Annotated in this window: 17 protein-coding genes; 6 read left to right on the top strand and 11 right to left on the bottom strand. The window is 28.1% G+C overall.

Translation table 11 applies throughout. The features are described from left to right. Positions 1–14: 14 nt before the first annotated feature. The 4 genes from IPM32_12725 to IPM32_12710 form a co-directional block, all read right to left on the bottom strand. Entirely contained in the window at positions 15–512 is a 498-nt protein-coding gene (locus tag IPM32_12725; protein MBK8946119.1) for a hypothetical protein, read from the bottom strand. Positions 513–567: 55 nt separating this feature from the next. Beyond that, on the bottom strand, positions 568–873 hold the full coding sequence (locus tag IPM32_12720) for a TonB-dependent receptor (GenBank protein MBK8946118.1): 306 nt from the start codon (positions 871–873) through the stop codon (positions 568–570). A gap of 57 nt (positions 874–930) precedes the next feature. After that, positions 931–1,944 carry a TonB-dependent receptor gene (locus IPM32_12715; GenBank protein ID MBK8946117.1) on the bottom strand — a complete coding sequence of 338 codons (1,014 nt, stop codon included), beginning with the start codon at positions 1,942–1,944 and terminating at the stop codon, positions 931–933. Between the two features lie 120 nt (positions 1,945–2,064). After that, complete coding sequence (locus tag IPM32_12710) at positions 2,065–2,523, bottom strand: TonB-dependent receptor plug domain-containing protein (GenBank protein MBK8946116.1); 459 nt, start codon at positions 2,521–2,523, stop codon at positions 2,065–2,067. A gap of 663 nt (positions 2,524–3,186) precedes the next feature. Here IPM32_12710 and IPM32_12705 point away from each other — a divergent pair. From IPM32_12705 to IPM32_12695, 3 genes are all read left to right on the top strand, one after another. Then, positions 3,187–5,922 (top strand): TonB-dependent receptor, encoded by a 2,736-nt coding sequence (locus IPM32_12705; protein MBK8946115.1) that lies wholly within the window; start codon positions 3,187–3,189, stop codon positions 5,920–5,922. 106 nt (positions 5,923–6,028) lie between these two features. After that, complete coding sequence (locus IPM32_12700) at positions 6,029–7,072, top strand: hypothetical protein (protein ID MBK8946114.1); 1,044 nt, start codon at positions 6,029–6,031, stop codon at positions 7,070–7,072. 8 nt (positions 7,073–7,080) lie between these two features. Next, positions 7,081–7,722 carry a CPBP family intramembrane metalloprotease gene (locus IPM32_12695; protein MBK8946113.1) on the top strand — a complete coding sequence of 214 codons (642 nt, stop codon included), beginning with the start codon at positions 7,081–7,083 and terminating at the stop codon, positions 7,720–7,722. Between the two features lie 100 nt (positions 7,723–7,822). On the opposite strand, the gene tilS is transcribed toward IPM32_12695, so the two are convergent. Then, positions 7,823–7,939 carry a tRNA lysidine(34) synthetase TilS gene (gene tilS, locus IPM32_12690; GenBank protein MBK8946112.1) on the bottom strand — a complete coding sequence of 39 codons (117 nt, stop codon included), beginning with the start codon at positions 7,937–7,939 and terminating at the stop codon, positions 7,823–7,825. On the opposite strand from tilS, the gene IPM32_12685 reads away from it, so the two are divergent. Both IPM32_12685 and IPM32_12680 read left to right on the top strand, forming a co-directional pair. Continuing rightward, positions 7,905–8,477, top strand: coding sequence for a hypothetical protein (locus IPM32_12685; protein ID MBK8946111.1), 573 nt, complete (start codon positions 7,905–7,907; stop codon positions 8,475–8,477). The genes tilS and IPM32_12685 overlap by 35 nt on opposite strands. Before the next feature lie 10 nt (positions 8,478–8,487). Further along, on the top strand, positions 8,488–8,964 hold the full coding sequence (locus IPM32_12680; protein ID MBK8946110.1) for a DUF2062 domain-containing protein: 477 nt from the start codon (positions 8,488–8,490) through the stop codon (positions 8,962–8,964). A 53-nt stretch (positions 8,965–9,017) separates the two neighbouring features. Here IPM32_12680 and nadA read toward each other — a convergent pair whose 3' ends face one another. The 6 genes from nadA to IPM32_12650 are packed head-to-tail and all read right to left on the bottom strand — an operon-like array spanning position 9,018 to position 15,536. Further along, a complete protein-coding gene (gene nadA / locus IPM32_12675; protein MBK8946109.1) occupies positions 9,018–9,956 on the bottom strand; it encodes a quinolinate synthase NadA in 939 nt (312 codons plus the stop codon). A gap of 14 nt (positions 9,957–9,970) precedes the next feature. Continuing rightward, positions 9,971–10,816 (bottom strand): carboxylating nicotinate-nucleotide diphosphorylase, encoded by an 846-nt coding sequence (gene nadC / locus IPM32_12670; GenBank protein MBK8946108.1) that lies wholly within the window; start codon positions 10,814–10,816, stop codon positions 9,971–9,973. A 12-nt stretch (positions 10,817–10,828) separates the two neighbouring features. Then, positions 10,829–12,415, bottom strand: a complete 1,587-nt coding sequence (gene nadB / locus IPM32_12665; protein MBK8946107.1) for an L-aspartate oxidase — start codon at positions 12,413–12,415, stop codon at positions 10,829–10,831. Positions 12,416–12,429: 14 nt separating this feature from the next. Beyond that, positions 12,430–13,164 (bottom strand): HAD hydrolase-like protein, encoded by a 735-nt coding sequence (locus tag IPM32_12660; protein MBK8946106.1) that lies wholly within the window; start codon positions 13,162–13,164, stop codon positions 12,430–12,432. Continuing rightward, entirely contained in the window at positions 13,154–14,473 is a 1,320-nt protein-coding gene (locus IPM32_12655) for a hypothetical protein (GenBank protein ID MBK8946105.1), read from the bottom strand. The genes IPM32_12660 and IPM32_12655 overlap by 11 nt, the downstream gene beginning before the upstream one ends. Then, on the bottom strand, positions 14,466–15,536 hold the full coding sequence (locus IPM32_12650) for a zinc-binding dehydrogenase (protein ID MBK8946104.1): 1,071 nt from the start codon (positions 15,534–15,536) through the stop codon (positions 14,466–14,468). Before IPM32_12650 ends, IPM32_12655 begins: the two co-directional genes overlap by 8 nt. Positions 15,537–15,674: 138 nt before the next feature. On the opposite strand from IPM32_12650, the gene IPM32_12645 reads away from it, so the two are divergent. Next, positions 15,675–16,196 carry a hypothetical protein gene (locus IPM32_12645; protein MBK8946103.1) on the top strand — a complete coding sequence of 174 codons (522 nt, stop codon included), beginning with the start codon at positions 15,675–15,677 and terminating at the stop codon, positions 16,194–16,196. Positions 16,197–16,331 lie beyond the last annotated feature (135 nt).

Here is a 16,331-nt window from a genome sequence, read left to right as displayed (position 1 = left end):
GAAATTCCTCAATTTTATTGAATTACCTTCGCAATTTTCAATAAATCAGCTGACATTTCTTGACTTTCAGCTTTTAATTGTGCCATATGTACAATAATTTTTGGTTTTCCGCCTTCAACTCCAAGCCCAACTGCAACATTGCCACTTTCAACATGTGAAGTTACACCGGAAATTGAAAAAACACCTTTTGAAGATGTTTGAGATTTAAGAGAAGCTGTTCCAGGCATAATATATGCAACTGCACTGTTACCAATATCGGAGGAAACTTTTGCATTAATTCCAGCTTCTTTAAATGCTGCAACTATTGCATCAGCTCCGGATCCAATAACCGCTACTTCAAAATTACCTTTTGCAACTAAAGTTTTATTGAAAGAAAATATTTTTTTAAATAAAGCTGCTTGCAAATTTGCGGGTACAGCCATGTCTTGTGAAAACGTTATTGATGTTAAAATTAAAAATATTATCATACTTTTAATTATTGATATCTTTTTGAAAATTAGATTCATATTCATATAAATTTTTCCCCTATAAAGAAATTTTTTATGATTTTCTTTATAAATTTTTAAACTATAATTGAATTGCGATTCCGCCATAAACTGCCATTCCAGGTTGCAACGGAAGTGAATTAACCCAATTTCTTCCGAATTCAGTATAATTGTAATCTGAGTTTAACAGATTTTGAAAGTTAACATTTAATTCGAGCGGAAGTGAAATTGGCAATTTATAATTTACATTCAAATTAACTAATGCAACAGCTTTTGCTTCTGGATTTACAATTGCACCGGCATTCTCTTTTGGTTTTCCAAAAAAAGTATTGAATAATCCAACTGTTAAATCCTTATTAACATTAAAAAATGCGCCAAGTTTTGCCATAAAATTTGGGATGTAAACGGGAACAGTATTTTCATCAGCATTATTTTGAATTGTTGCTTATCCAATAATAAATACATCTTTGATAATTGTCGTTTTTCCTTCAACTTCAATTCCATTCATATGTAATTCACCAAGATTTACATAAGTTAAAACTCCTGGTCTATCTGCAAGAGGTTGCCTTGTAATAGAATTTGTATATTTACTGTTGTAATAAGTCAAAGAAACTTCAGCATTTTTAATAGTATAAAAAAGTTGAATATCCAATGTTGCAATTTTTTCTGGGTCTAAATCTGGATTTCCAACAATTGTTGGATTTTGAAGAAATTGTTCAACCGGCCATGGGGATCTGAATGCTTGTCCATACAATGCTTTTACTCCAAATTCATCAACTACATTATAAATTGCGCCAAATCTTGGAACAATATCAATATCTTTTTCTTCCGGTTTATTCATTTGAGCGCCGGCAATTATTTTCAAGTTGCTTATTGGTCTATAATCTGCTTGAACATAACTTGAAAGTTGAGTTAAATGATAAGGTTCTTTAATCGCATCTGTTGAACCAACCTTGTTTTTATTTCTTGAATCAAGAACTCCTCCAACAATTAAATTGAAGTTTTCTGCAATTTCTCCACCTAATGTTATTTCACCTACATAATCGGAAGAAGAATGTTTATCAGCAGCAACAAGTGCTTCATCATTTAGTGTTAATATTGAACCACTATGTGTTAAATTTGCAGTTGCTTCCCAAGTTTCACCTATTTTATGATTGTAACCAATATTTAGAAATAACCTATCATATTTATTTACACCTTCAAATGTAGCATAAGGTAAAATCCCCAACATATCATGCTGATTATTTGAATAAAATCCTGTGAAACTTAAACCTTTATAATTAACATCTGCAGCAACTCCAAGATTTTTTTGTCCATACTTTTTATTCACGTTTAAATTTGGGAAAGTTGGTCGAGCAGTAACTGCTTCAAAATCCCAACCTTTTATATCATCAATTACTAAGCTTACTTTTGAATTAAAATCTTCTTTAACATAATTACCTGTAACTGCTCCTTTCATTGTACCAAATGAACCAGCTTTAGCAGAAACTTTTAATGATGATTTTTCATCATTACTTTTTGTAATTACATTTATTACGCCCGCAAAAGCATTAGAGCCATAAAGTACAGAACCGGGACCTCAAACAATTTCAATTTTCTCAATCATATCTATTGGATATCCCGCATAAACTGAACTATTTAACCCTCCCATTACGCCATCTCTAACTGGTCTTCCATTAATTAAAATTAACATATGATTGTCATAATGTGTTCTTAAATCACCGCGCATTGCAGAAACGTTATAAGGAAAAAGATGTGACCCAATTGATTGAATTGAAGTTGATTTCTCTAAAATTTCAAATAAATTATTTGCTCCAAAGTATTTAATTTCTTCTGAAGTAATCGTTGAAATTATCCCCGGCGCATCAGTTGTTTTTTCTGCTTTTTTGGATGCCGTTGTTACTTCCATATTAAGCAAATCTTCTAAACTCATTTCCGTTAAATTTTGTTCTTCTTGAGCTAGAATATTGTTTGAATTGAATACTATAAGAAGGAAAACAAAAATAAGTGAAATACTAATTTTGTTGTAATTCTTCATTCTATACCCCTTGTTAATTATAAATTTTAAAAGCAATTCAAAGATTCTAAGTGTTTTGAATTTTTTATGCTATTATCGATTAAGGGGTGACTAAGTTTAATTTTTAGCGATTTTTATGAATTTTTTAAGTTTTTATTTATTACTTATTATTTTAGATAGTATAAATTACAAATAAGTTTTACCCAATTTATTACCAATTATTATTTGCTATTCGAAATTTTATCAAGGTATATATCTATCAAACGGTATATTACTTTTATTCAAGTTTCGTTTAAAGAATTCTTAAAAATCTTATTTTCAGAACTACTTATGATTATCATTTGATCATCGTTAAGAAAATAGTCTTCATTTCTTACTTTAATACGAATAAAATTTTCTTGCTGTCGATTTGCTTTTCAATTCCCGGATTTTTAATTAATTATCTTTTCTAAAAATGTTGCATCAAAAACAGAAACTTTCAAATGTTATTTTATCTGTATGTGAAATATTGTATTTGGTGTTTTATGCATACTTCAATTTTAATTAAATGTCAAACTTGTTATTTATATAAGTAATCATTTTCCCATCCTTAATAATTACTTAACAAACTTTTAACTTTTCTTTAACATACACACAAATCCTAATAAGTAATTTTTCGAACCAGATAATTACTTTGAGGACATTATGCAAAAATATTTACATCTCTATATTTTATTGATTTTATTTTTTCTTTCAAACTTAACTTATTCTCAAAATGCAAAAATAGTTGGACATGTTTCAGATGAAAATAATTTATCTCTTGTTAGTGCAAATATTTTTATTGACGCTATAAAAAAAGGTGTAACATCTGATGCAAATGGAAATTACATTATTTCAAATTTAGAACCCGGATCATACGAAATAACTTTTTCCTATTTAGGTTACCAATCGAAGAAAAGTAATGTAAATATTATGGATAACAAAACAATTGAACTTAATATTGTTCTACAATCCGGAGTTTTACAAGGTGAAGAAGTTGTTGTTCTTGGCGATCAATTAAAGGGACAAGCAAAAGCTTTGAATCAACAAAAAGAAAATATGAATATTACAAATATTGTTTCTTCAGATCAGTTCGGAAGATTTCCGGATGCAAATATTGGAGATGCATTAAAAAGAATTACATCTATTACAGTTAATTATGATCAAGGTGAAGCACGATTTGGAAATATTAGGGGAACTGAGCCCCGTTTAAACTCGTTTACAATAAATGGTGAAAGAATTCCTTCTGCTGAAGCTGAAATAAGAAATGTTCAATTAGATTTAGTACCATCTGATATGATCCAAACAATTGAAGTAAATAAAGCAGTTACTCCGGATATGGATGCCGATGCAATTGGTGGTTCAGTAAATTTAATTACAAAAGGTGCCCCAAATCAATTTAGATTATCTACTACTCTTGGAGGTAATTATAATCAATTATCAGAAAAAGCAGCTTTTAATGGGGCATTTACCGTAGGACAAAGATTTGCTGATGGAATGCTTGGTATATTATTAAACGGCTCTTATCATGATCATGAATTGGGTTCGGATAATACCGAAGGTTCTTGGGATAATGACGATGGTAATATAATTATCGATGAATGGGAAGTTCGCGAATATCAAATCAGAAGATTAAGACAAAGTATTGGTGGAACTTTTGATCTAAGGTTGAATCCGTTCAATGTTATTTATCTTAAAGGAATTTATTCAAATCGAAAAGATTGGGAAAATCGATACAGAGTAACTTATTCTGATGATACAATAGAACGACAAACAAAAGGTGGAATTAACGGAAATACAAATGAAAATGCTCGTTTAGAAAATCAGAAAATGTTTTCGTTCGCACTGTCCGGCGATCATTTTTTTGATGGAGATATGAAATTAGATTGGTCAGCTGCTTACTCAAAAGCCTCTGAAGAAAGACCAAATGAAAGATATATAAATTGGGCTGCTGAAGATGTAGAAGTTCAATTTGATTTATCAGATTTAGAAACTCCGAAACCTATTGAAAGTGTATCTATGACACAATATGTCTTGGATGAAATTAGTGAGGAATATCAATTTACTGAAGAAAAGGATTTGAATTTAAAATTGAATTTTGAAATACCAATAATTCATTCCGGTAATTATTCAAACAAATTAAAAGTTGGTGGAAGACTAAAAAATAAAGATAAAAATAGAGACAATAATTTCTTCGAATATTCACCATTGAATGAACCGGAGAATATTTTAAATTGGGGAACAAAAGATTATACAAATCCAAATTTTCTTGCCGGTGAATATGAAATAGGACTATTAACTTCAAATACTGCAATTGGAGATTTAGAATTAAATAATGCAAACTTGTTTGAAAAGGAAGATAAGCCAGAAGAATATGCTGCTGCAAATTTTTCGGCAACTGAAAATGTTATTGCCGGTTTTCTTCAATTAAATCAAAATTTTGGTGATAAACTTTCTATGATTGCCGGTCTCAGATTTGAACAAACTGATATTGACTTTGAGGGTAATCAGTTTGATGAAGAATCAGAAGAAATAACATCAACTTCTGGTACAGATGATTATTCAAACATTCTTCCCGGTATTCATCTAAAATATAATTTTGATGATAATACTGTTTTAAGATTTGCTTGGACAAACACTTTAGCAAGACCAAATTATTATGATTTAGTACCGTACAGATCAATCGCAGAAGATAATGAAGAACTTGCAATTGGTAATTCCTCATTAAAGCCAACGACATCAATGAATTTTGATTTGAGTGCTGAAAAATATTTAGAATCAGTAGGAATACTTTCCTGTGGAATTTTTTATAAAGCTATTGAAGATTACATATATGTATATACTGAAGAAGATTATTTTGATAACGTTTCCGGAAATACTTACGATGAATTTTTCCAACCTCGAAACGGAGCCTCGGCAAATTTATTCGGATTTGAATTTGCATTTCAAAGAAGACTAGATTTCATGGGAAGTATTTTTAAGAATTTAAACTTCTATTCAAATTATACTTACACATATTCAAATACAGATAATCCGGTACTTAATGAACAAGTTGAAGACGATAAAGATATTGAATTACCGGGAACTTCACCTCACATTGTTAATGCAAATTTATCATATCAAAATGAAAATATTGTTGTTGGAATTACATTTAATTATTCCGCAGCTTATTTGGATCCAGATGAATTAGATTTAACTCCCGGTTTGGAAAGATATTATGATAGTGTTGTAAGGCTTGATCTAAACGGCTCTTACGCATTTACTCCTAATTTAAGATTATTTTTTGAAGCGAATAATTTAACAAATCAACCATTACGTTATTATGCCGGTTCTCAAAAAAGAACTTATCAAGCGGAATATTATGATTTGAGATTTAATGCTGGAATTAAATTCGATTTATAAAGATAATAAAACTGTCTCAAAAGAAATTTCTAAAAAAGTTTATTGTTTAGAATTAATATTTTAATTTGTTTCTTATGAGACAGCTTCTTAATCAAGTGAGAGAAAAATGAAATATAATTATTATTTACTTTACATTATTTTAATTCCAATATCTTTTTTATCATGTACAAATAAAAAAACAAACGAAGTAAAAATTGAAAAAGAATTTAAAATAAATGAATCTTTTCAAACTTCTGCAAATGAATTGGATAATGTAGATTCACCCACTTTTTATAAACTAAATGATACTACTATATGGCTAATTACAACAGCGAAATCTACAGATAGATTACTCGTTCATGATGCATCAAATGGGAAATTTATCAAATATGTTGGCACAAAAGGAAATGGTCAACTTCAATTTTTACGACCTAATGGAATTTTTGTAATTGATTCATTGCTATTTATTGTTGAACGAGATAATGCAAGAATACAAGTATTACAATTGCCGCAATTTGAATTTGTTACTTTTGTGGGAAATGGAAATCTGATTAAACCATACGGTATTTTTGTTTATTATGAAAATGAATCATATAATATTTATGTAACTGATAATTATGAAACTGCTGATGAGCAAATACCGATAGATTCTGAATTAGGTAATAGAATTCATTTTTATAAACTTCAGTTTGATAAAGATGAAGCAAAAACAGAGTTAATTAAAAAGTTCGGCGAAACAAATAGCAATGGTGTTTTAAGAATTGTTGAATCAATAAATGGTGATTTGGAAAATAATAATTTATTAATTGCCGAAGAAAAAGAGGATGAAACTTGTATTAAAGTCTACAACTTTAATGGAGATTTCAAAAATAAAGTAGTTGGATTGAAACTATTTAAATCTCAAGTTGAAGGAATTGCATTATACAAAAAAAATAACAACGGATTTTGGATTGTAACAGATCAAGATTCATCTGCAAATATATTTCATCTTTTTGAAAGAAAAACTTTTAATCATATTGGATATTTTAAATCAGATAATACAAAAAACACCGATGGGATTTGGCTTACACAAGAATCTTATACAAATTTTCCACAAGGTGCATTTTTTGCAGTAAATAATGATAAAAACATTTCAGGTTTTAATTTAAAAGACATTCTTGATAAATTGTAATTATGTAAGTGAAAGATAAAATTAGATTATCTATTGAACTATTTTCGATTTTTTATTTAATTCCATTTATAATTACTATTTCAAATTTCCCAATCAAGCATCTGTTAATACCCATAATTTTATTAGTCGCATTAATTGCTTTCATCAAATTAAAAAATGATAAATCGTTTGATAAATCAATTTTATTTGAAATCTCAAATAAAAAACAATTGTTAAAAATTATTGTTATTAGATGGCTATTAGGTCTTTTAATTTTAACAATTTTAATATACTTCACAAATAGAAGTCAGTTATTTGATTTTCCCAGAAAGAATACAATGATTTATATTTTCTTTCTATTTTTATATCCTCTTTTTTCTGCCTTCCCTCAGGAATTAATTTTTAGATCATATTTTTTTCATAGATTTAGAAACCTATTTAGTTCAATTCCAATAATGATTTTCATGAGCGGTTTGTCATTTGGTTTTGCTCACATAATATTTCAAAATTGGATTTCTCCATTTATTAGTTTTTTGGGAGGAATTATGTTTGCACGAACATATTCAAAATCTAATTCCTTGGTAATTACTGCAATTGAACATGGAATATGGGGAGATTTAATCTTTACAGTTGGACTTGGTATTTATTTTTTTTCTGGAAACATAAATTAATTTAACAATAAAATAATTTTTATTTTACGTTTATTTAATCTCTCTAAACTAACTTTTGGTAATAACTTTTCATTTCTAAAATGAAATTTTTTAGAGAATTTTATTCATACCCAATCATGACGCAATGGCTTTTATCTCTAGTTTTTGCTTTCGTCGGAATATTTCTATCTATAAAAATTTTTTTGATATACTTATTTCCTTTTAACTTAATTACCATACCATTTATAAAGGTAATTGGACATTTTTCAATAACACCATTGCTAAGACTTTTCGGATATCTAAATTATCATTCTCCTTTTCTGCTAACAATTAGATATAAACAAAATCATTGGGAAATTCACAACGGTACAATTTTCGATTATTTATTAAACATGAAATGGTCATATAGAGGAGTTACTGCAAAACAAATTACCATTAAAAATTATTTACAAGGTTTGTTAAATATTATCGATAAACTGAAAAAGAACAATAATCCAAAAAATATTAATGTTACCGGAATTACTTATTTTATTAACCGAGGAACAATTTCAAAAATTGGTTTCACTGAAGAGAGAGTTAGACTTTACAGAAAATCACTTTTCATTATTGATTATATTAATCTTCTTATAATGTTTAGCTTTTCTAAAGGTAAGATATCATTCCCAAATATTTTCAGATTAAAGAAAATAAAAATCGATGGTGAAAAATTAATTAGTTCAGAGAAAGTAATTAATGATTATTTAACAAAATTCAGTTCAAGAATACTACTTAATTAAATCAAATAAGTTGAAACAAATTATAAAAAATTACATCAATTCAATTTTTAATATTGAAGTCGAACCAAAAAATATTGCATTCAGTTTAGCATTGGGTGTATTTGTTGGTATTACCGTTCCAATGGGATTTGAGACTATTAGTGTAATTCCCTTATGTTTACTTTTCAGAGCAAATATTTATCTTGCTGCGGGTGCAACTCTAATTTCAAATCCTTTTACTATTTTACCGTTATACTACGTAACGTTTAATATTGGTTCAATTTTTACTAATCAAGAATTAAATTGGAATGAAATACGTTATTTAATTGATTCTCCTTCATATAGCGATATTTTAGAATTAGGAGGTAATTTACTTCTTACTCTTGCATTAGGAAATTTTATTTTTGCAATAATATTAAGTTCAATAACATATTTTACGTTTTTCTATTTAGTAAAGTTTTATAAAGAAAAGAAACTAACTTCAACGATCAAGAAAGATCTATTATAAATTGAAAGGAACTTTGAATACAATTTCAATTAAATTTTAAAAAACACTCTTTATTAAAATATTTCAATCATTCTTTGTATTGATAATCTTGCTCTATCGGCAATTTCTTTTTGAACTTTTACTTCATGCTTTTCAACTAACAATGATTGATATAAATTTTCAAATGTATTTAATTTCATATATTCACATATGGAGGCTTCACTCGCCGGATGAAATATTTTAGTTGGATTATTTTTTTTCATTCTATGTAAAATCCCAACTTCAGTAGCAATTACAAATTCATCAGAATCAGATTCATTAACTCTTCTTAACATTCCTTCTGTAGAATAAATATTTAATTTTAAATTAGGATTTTGCGATGCCTTAAGCATACAAGAAGTTGAACATCCACATTCCGGATGAATAAGAAACTCAGCATTTGGGAATTTATTTTCTGCACTTTCAAAATCTAACTCACCAATTTTTTCGTGAACATGACAAGCTCCATTCCATATTTTCATATTTCTATTAGTAATGTACTTTACATAATTTCCTAAATACTGATCGGGAAGGAATAAAATTTGTTTATCAACCGGAATTGCGTTTACAACTTTTACGGCATTTGATGATGTACAACAATAATCAGTTTCAGCTTTTACTTCTGCCGTTGTATTTACATACGATACAACAATCGCACCGGGATTTTCTTCTTTCCATTTTATTAATTCTTCAGCGGTTATACTATCAGCAAGAGAACAACCGGCATCTAAATCTGGAATAATAACTTTTTTCTGTGGAGCTAGTATTGAAGCAGTTTCTGCCATAAAATGAACGCCGCAAAATACTATTAAATCTGCTTCGGTTTTTGCTGCCATTTGACTTAACCCAAGAGAATCCCCAACAAAATCTGCTAAATCTTGAATTTCACCTATCTGATAATTATGAGCTAGTATTACTGCATTTTTTTCTTTTCGTAATTTATTTATTTCAAAAATAATTTCTCTTGTATCCATTTATTACTCTTTCATTATTTAATATACATGCCAATATCAAAAGCTTTTACTGAGTGTGTTAATTCTCCAACAGATATAAAATCAACTCCGGTTTCTGCAATAGCTTTTAATTTTTCAAAAGTAATATTTCCGGAAGCTTCAGTTAAAATTTCGCCGCCAATTAATTTTACAGCGGATTTCATTTCATCAATTGACATATTATCAAGCATAATTATATCAACATTTAAATTTAAAGCTTCTTGCACTTCATTTATATTTCTTGTTTCAACTTCAATTCGGAAATTATTTTTATATTTTTCTCTAACTTGCTTAACCGCATTTGAAATACTTCCGGCAACTTCAATATGATTATCTTTTATCATTACTAGATCATACAAACCAAATCTGTGATTGGTTCCTCCGCCAATTTTAACGGCATATTTATCCAATAATCTAAAACCAGGAATTGTTTTTCTTGTATCCAGTAATTTGGTTTTAGTTCCTTTTAATTCATTTACAAAATGGAAAGTTTTTGTTGAAATTGCAGACATTCTTTGAATAAAATTCAGTGCAATTCTTTCAGCAGAAAGTAAAGAGTTATACTTTCCGGAAAAGTTTGCGAGAATTGAACCACTAATAATTTTATCGCCATCATTAAAATTAGTTTGCCATTTTATGTTTTCATCAAAATTATTAAAAACTAATTCTGCAACTTTTAATCCGCAAATAATTCCATCTTGTTTTGCTTTTAAAAATCCTTCAGCAATATTTGATTTGGAAATTATCGCATCCGTAGTAATATCACCAGTATTGATATCTTCGGAAATAGCTAACTTTATTAGTACATCTAAATTTTTTAAATATTCTTCTTCAATATTCATTTTAAAATTCAATTATATTTTTTCAAACTGAATCGGTAAATCTTTACTAAATATAAAATGTCCGAGATATTTTTCAAAAGATTTTGTGTACTCGCTTCTTTGATGTGTTCCACGGCTCTCTTCTCTCTTTAATGAAGAAGTTACTATCATTTCACAAAGATCAATTAAACTTTTTATTCTATATGAATAATATTCAAATTCCTTTGCATCAGCAAAATTTTTGTAATTTTCTAACTCATTCAATGCTGAATTTAATAATTCAGAATTTCTAACAATTCCAACATTGTTGTTCATCAAAGTAGCAATTTTATTTTTAATGCTCACAAATTGACTTACCGTGGAATTATTTATTTTATAATTAATGATATTAAAATTCACATTAAAGTTTATATCTGATAAATTTTTAGAGTGGTCTTTACTAAATTCCACACATCTTTTGGCAAATACCAAACATTCCAATAGTGAATTACTTGCTAATCTATTTGCTCCATGAACTCCGGTTACAGATACTTCTCCGCAAGCAAACAATCCGTCAATATTTGTTTTTCCGTTCGAATCGGTTTTAATTCCACCGATCATATAATGTGCTGCGGGAGAAACCGGAATTAAATTTTTGGTAATATCGATATTATATTCAATTGCTTTATCATAAATAGAACTAAATCTTTCTTTAATTTTTTTTGCATCCAAATGAGTTAAATCAAGAAATACTGATTTAATTTTAGAATTTCTTAACTCATAGAAAATTGCTTTTGAAACAATATCTCTTGGAGCCAATTCAGCATTTGGATGAATATGTTTCATAAATCTTCTACCTTCTCCATTTAAGAGATAAGCACCTTCGCCTCGTATTGCTTCGGTTAATAAAAATGTTTGATCATTATCAGAATAAAATGCAGTTGGGTGAAATTGAATAAATTCCATATCGGTTATTTCAGCACCAATATTATATGCTAAGTTAATTCCATCACCGGTTGATGTATATGGATTTGTTGTTCGTGAATAAATTCCGGTTCCTCCACCGGTAGCAAGAATTGTGATAGGCGAATGAAATAAATAATGAATTTTAGTCTCCCAAGAATATGAATTAGCACCAAAACATATTTCATTCTCTTTTAATAATTCTAATACTTGAGTATTTTGAAATATTTTTATGTTTGATTTTGATTCTACAACTTTAGTTAAAAAATCTACCACTTTACTTCCGGTTGAATCTCCTCCAGCATGTAGAATTCTTCTATTACTGTGACCCCCTTCTAAGCCAAGCTGTATTTCATCACCAATTTTGTCAAATTTCATTCCCCATTTTATTAAATCGTTTACTCTATCTATACCATCGTTTACTAAAATTTCAATCATCTTTTTATTACACAATTCACCTCCGGCATTAATTGTATCTTTAACATGCATTTCCGGTGAATCTTCTTTATCAAATACTGCAGCAATTCCTCCTTGCGCCCAATATGTACTGCTGATATTTAATTTGCTTTTAGAAACTAAATTTACCGAGCCAAATTCTGATGCATAAATTGCTGCAGTTAATCCAGCTAAGCCGCTTCCTATAATTAGAAAATCAGATTTAAATATTTGTCTATTCATGTATTCAATTTCATTTAAATAACAAATTCTCTTTGAATTAATTCCGGTAATTCTTTTACGCTTGGGATAATATGAGTATGAAAATATTTTCCCCATTCAGAAACATTTAACATTCCGGTTAAAACACCAATAATTCCAGAGCAGCCGGCATTGTAACCTTCCAACATATCAGCCGGTGTGTCTCCAATTTTTATTACACTTCTTACAGATTGAATATTTAATTCTTTCATCGCATGAAAAATCATAAATGGAGCTGGTCTTCCCATATTATTTGGTGTGTGTTCAACATCTACAGCAATATCAACTAGTCCATTTTTTAGCCATCCGGTACCTTCCATAATTGCAGTATTAATATCTCGATGGAAACCGGTATTAGTTGCAACAAAAATATTATTTTTATGACACCAATCAAATGTTTCTTCAGCGCCGGGCATAATAGTTAAATCGTTTTTATAATAGTCCAACATTATTTCAGAATATCTTACAAATATTTCTTCGGCAAATTTATGTGTAGCCGGATCTTTTTCTCCTTCAAACTTTTCGAACGGTATTTCTTTTCCTGAATTTTTTGCAATCAAATATTGGTATAAATGTATTTTATTAGTACCAACTAATTTTAAAATTTCATCCCGTGATGTTTGCAAATTAAATTCCGAAGCGGCTTTATATAAACAATCAGCAACCGCTGTGTCATCTTTTATTGTTGTTCCGGATAAATCAAAAACTGCCAACTTTATTTTATCCATTATTTTCTCCGACTAATTGAAGTTCAATTTCAACTTTATGTTTTTTCTCTTTATTTAAGAAATAAATTATTGTAATTATTCCAAAAAATATTAGTACAAATCCTGTTAAGTATGATATGTTTACAAAAAACGAAAGCCAATTCATATGAATTGATAAAAAACTTTTTGAGAAAATTATTATTGAGCTTCCTAAATATCCGAATGAATCAACTATATACATTAAAAATCCGATATTACTTTTAATTTGAAAAACTGCAATCCATCTTTCAAATAAAAATGTGTGGTATGCGAGATAGGCTAAATACATACTAAATCCATTTAATATCATCCAGAAAATTGGACTAATACTATTTGATTGAAATAAATAAGTAGTTAAAATTAAAAGTATTCCGGTTATTGTAAAAATTATTTTGTTCAGATAAAATGCTATTCTATTATTATTTATTATAAACAAAGAACCAATAATTATCAATACTGCAATTGATATTGGAATTTCTGCAGTTGCCAAAATATCGGTTCGATCTGCAAAACCTAAATCGCTCCAAATTTCAACAGCAAAATTATCTCTTACATCTCTAAATATTGTTAAGAATACATAAATTATTGTTACTAAAATAATTCCAAGTGAAAATTCCTTAAAGAATTTTTTCCTCATATTTGAATCCATTGGAATTCTTTGCGTTCTGTGTTTTATATCCTCTTCATTTGGTGGAGGGATTTTACTTAGTAAAAATACTCCAAGAACTAAACTTGCAATAAAAATCATTCCCGTTAAAAAAGGCATCCAAAATTCTGAAATACCAAAATTTATAACTAGACTTCGGCCAATTGCTTTTACAACACCGGAAGAAACAATAAAACTTGAACTTAATCCGGCACCTAATATTTCTGTTAATTTTCTTCCTTCTAAAAAACTAAAAACAATTCCCCAAATCATTCCTAATGGAAATCCATTAAAAATTAGAAAAATCAAATTATAAGGAGTTGGTACAATTGCAAAAAATAAAAGTGAAATCCACGATATTCCAATTAGTACCAGAATTCCAATAATTCTCTGTTCAGTTTTTAACTCAGCAATTATTTTTATACCAGCAAATTTTGAAATTGTGTAGCCAATTATTTGAAAAAATATTGCATAAATTTTATAGTCAATCCCAAATAAATACAAATCTGAAAAAGTACCTGCCGAAAGAGGTTTACGAAATGCATACATTGAAAAATAAGTTATAAACGAAGCGGCAATTAAATAAACAGCAAAATTGAATTTATTAGTTTGATTTAACCAATTTGAAATTTTATCATTTTTATTCATAGATTGAGATTCCGACTCGATAAGGATTTTCTGTAATTGCGCAATTAAATGCTTCAAAAGTTTGATTAAGATTATATTTATCAACAACTAATTTTTCAAACGGATATTTTTCTAAATTTTCTTCAATAAATTTCACGGCATTTATTAAATCATCGCTGTTATAATTATGCAAACCTTTTATTGTATGAATATTACGAATAAGTTTTTCCGCACTAATATTTAATTTTCTTTGCGGATAAGTTGCCCCAACAAAAATAGCTGTTCCACCAATTTCCAGCTTATCTAAAGCAATTTCCATCGAATCCGGAATTCCGCTGAAATCAAAAACTAAATCATATTTTTCAATTAACTTTTCTAATTCATTAAACAATATTGAATTTGTTGCTCCAAATTCTAAAGAATCATTCAATCTATTTTTGCTAATGTCGCAACTCGCAACAGAATTTGCCTTTAAAGAATTTGCCATTGCACATGCAATAATTCCTAACATTCCAACACCAATAATTAATATTTTTTTATGATTTATATTCCCTGCAATTCTAATAGCTCCGGCAACTGTTGCAACACTGCAATTTATTGTAGCTGCAATTTTTAACGGAATTGCATTGTTCAATTTTATCACTGGTGTGTTTTTTCGAATTATAATAAACTCAGCTAAACCGCCATGAAGCGTATTTTCAGAAGTAAGTTCTTCGTGCCCGTACTTAAATAAATTTTCCCCTTTTTGCGGAATTCCAATTTTTGAAAAGTATGAATCCGGATTGCTTGAATAAATTCCCCAAGTAATTCTATCACCAATATTAAGCTTATTTCCTAAAATATCGTTTGGATGAAATCCATCTGCAAACTCAACAATTTTACCAACAATTTCATGACCAAGAATAGTTGGATTTTTTTCTTTTCTTTTTCCGATATAAGTATTTATATCACTTCTGCATAGAGTTACATATTCATTTTTAACAAGTATTTCACCAATTGTAAGTTGCGGTATTTCAACTTCCAGATATTTCAGCGAATTGTCTATTGAATCAAATGAAATAATTTTTGATTTGCAATAATTCATTATAAAAGTTATGAAAATATTTTTTCGAAATACTATAATTAGTTCATTGTAATATATTATTAAAAATTTTAATTAATATTAAGTAATTGTTAAATGATGATTTATGAGTGAAAAAGAATTTTGAAATTTTTAATTTGAATGATTATAAAAACATTCACTTTTATGTTTAAAATAATTGAAAATAAAAATTCTATTTTAATATCTGAAGAACTTTCTCCAGTATTACGATTTTTTATATTTTTTATCGGATTAAGTCCGCTAATTTTTACTCCATACGAACTATTGATTAAGCCGCATTGGAATGAATTTAGTTTTATAATAGTTATTCCTATTATTATTTCATTTGGAGCAATTTTTGTTGGAGGCACTTTCATAATTGTTTCCATTTGGGGTTTAGACAAATTTTTAGAAATAAATTTTGAAAGAAAATATATTTTATACTCGCACAAAACTTTTTTTGGTTCACTTTTCAAACATAAATATAAATTGACAGATTTGAATAAAATTGAAATTGCAATTCATGATTGGTCAGATGGACCAACAACATATAGTTTAGAATTTCATATTTCAAAAAAAATAATGAACATTGGTGATTTCAAAAAACATGATGAAGCTGAATTACTCAAATCAAATATTACTCACAAATTAAGAATTGAGTGAAAGTATTTTTCTCAATGATTAATTCACAATATTAAATTGTGTTTAATATGGCAATTGTTTTGCTTGTTTAATAATTATGTAACAATTATTTTTACGATAGTTATTGAATCTATCTCAATGAGAAGATTACAATAG

It is taken from the genome of Ignavibacteriota bacterium, assembly GCA_016716225.1.
Classification (GTDB): domain Bacteria; phylum Bacteroidota; class Ignavibacteria; order Ignavibacteriales; family Melioribacteraceae.
Note: the sequence above shows the minus strand (reverse complement) of the source record. Positions and strands in the feature narration are given on the sequence as shown.

Excerpts from the sequence above, each read along its gene's own strand:
- IPM32_12725 (MBK8946119.1), bottom strand. The coding sequence starts at position 512 with ATGAATATGAATCTAATTTTCAAAAAGATATCAATAATTAAAAGTATG.
- IPM32_12720 (MBK8946118.1), bottom strand. The coding sequence starts at position 873 with ATGGCAAAACTTGGCGCATTTTTTAATGTTAATAAGGATTTAACAGTT.
- IPM32_12715 (MBK8946117.1), bottom strand. The coding sequence starts at position 1,944 with ATGAAAGGAGCAGTTACAGGTAATTATGTTAAAGAAGATTTTAATTCA.
- IPM32_12710 (MBK8946116.1), bottom strand. The coding sequence starts at position 2,523 with ATGAAGAATTACAACAAAATTAGTATTTCACTTATTTTTGTTTTCCTT.
- IPM32_12705 (MBK8946115.1), top strand. The coding sequence starts at position 3,187 with ATGCAAAAATATTTACATCTCTATATTTTATTGATTTTATTTTTTCTT.
- IPM32_12700 (MBK8946114.1), top strand. The coding sequence starts at position 6,029 with ATGAAATATAATTATTATTTACTTTACATTATTTTAATTCCAATATCT.
- tilS (MBK8946112.1), bottom strand. The coding sequence starts at position 7,939 with ATGGTAATTAAGTTAAAAGGAAATAAGTATATCAAAAAAATTTTTATA.
- nadA (MBK8946109.1), bottom strand. The coding sequence starts at position 9,956 with ATGGATACAAGAGAAATTATTTTTGAAATAAATAAATTACGAAAAGAA.
- nadC (MBK8946108.1), bottom strand. The coding sequence starts at position 10,816 with ATGAATATTGAAGAAGAATATTTAAAAAATTTAGATGTACTAATAAAG.
- nadB (MBK8946107.1), bottom strand. The coding sequence starts at position 12,415 with ATGAATAGACAAATATTTAAATCTGATTTTCTAATTATAGGAAGCGGC.
- IPM32_12655 (MBK8946105.1), bottom strand. The coding sequence starts at position 14,473 with ATGAATAAAAATGATAAAATTTCAAATTGGTTAAATCAAACTAATAAA.
- IPM32_12650 (MBK8946104.1), bottom strand. The coding sequence starts at position 15,536 with ATGAATTATTGCAAATCAAAAATTATTTCATTTGATTCAATAGACAAT.
- IPM32_12645 (MBK8946103.1), top strand. The coding sequence starts at position 15,675 with ATGATTATAAAAACATTCACTTTTATGTTTAAAATAATTGAAAATAAA.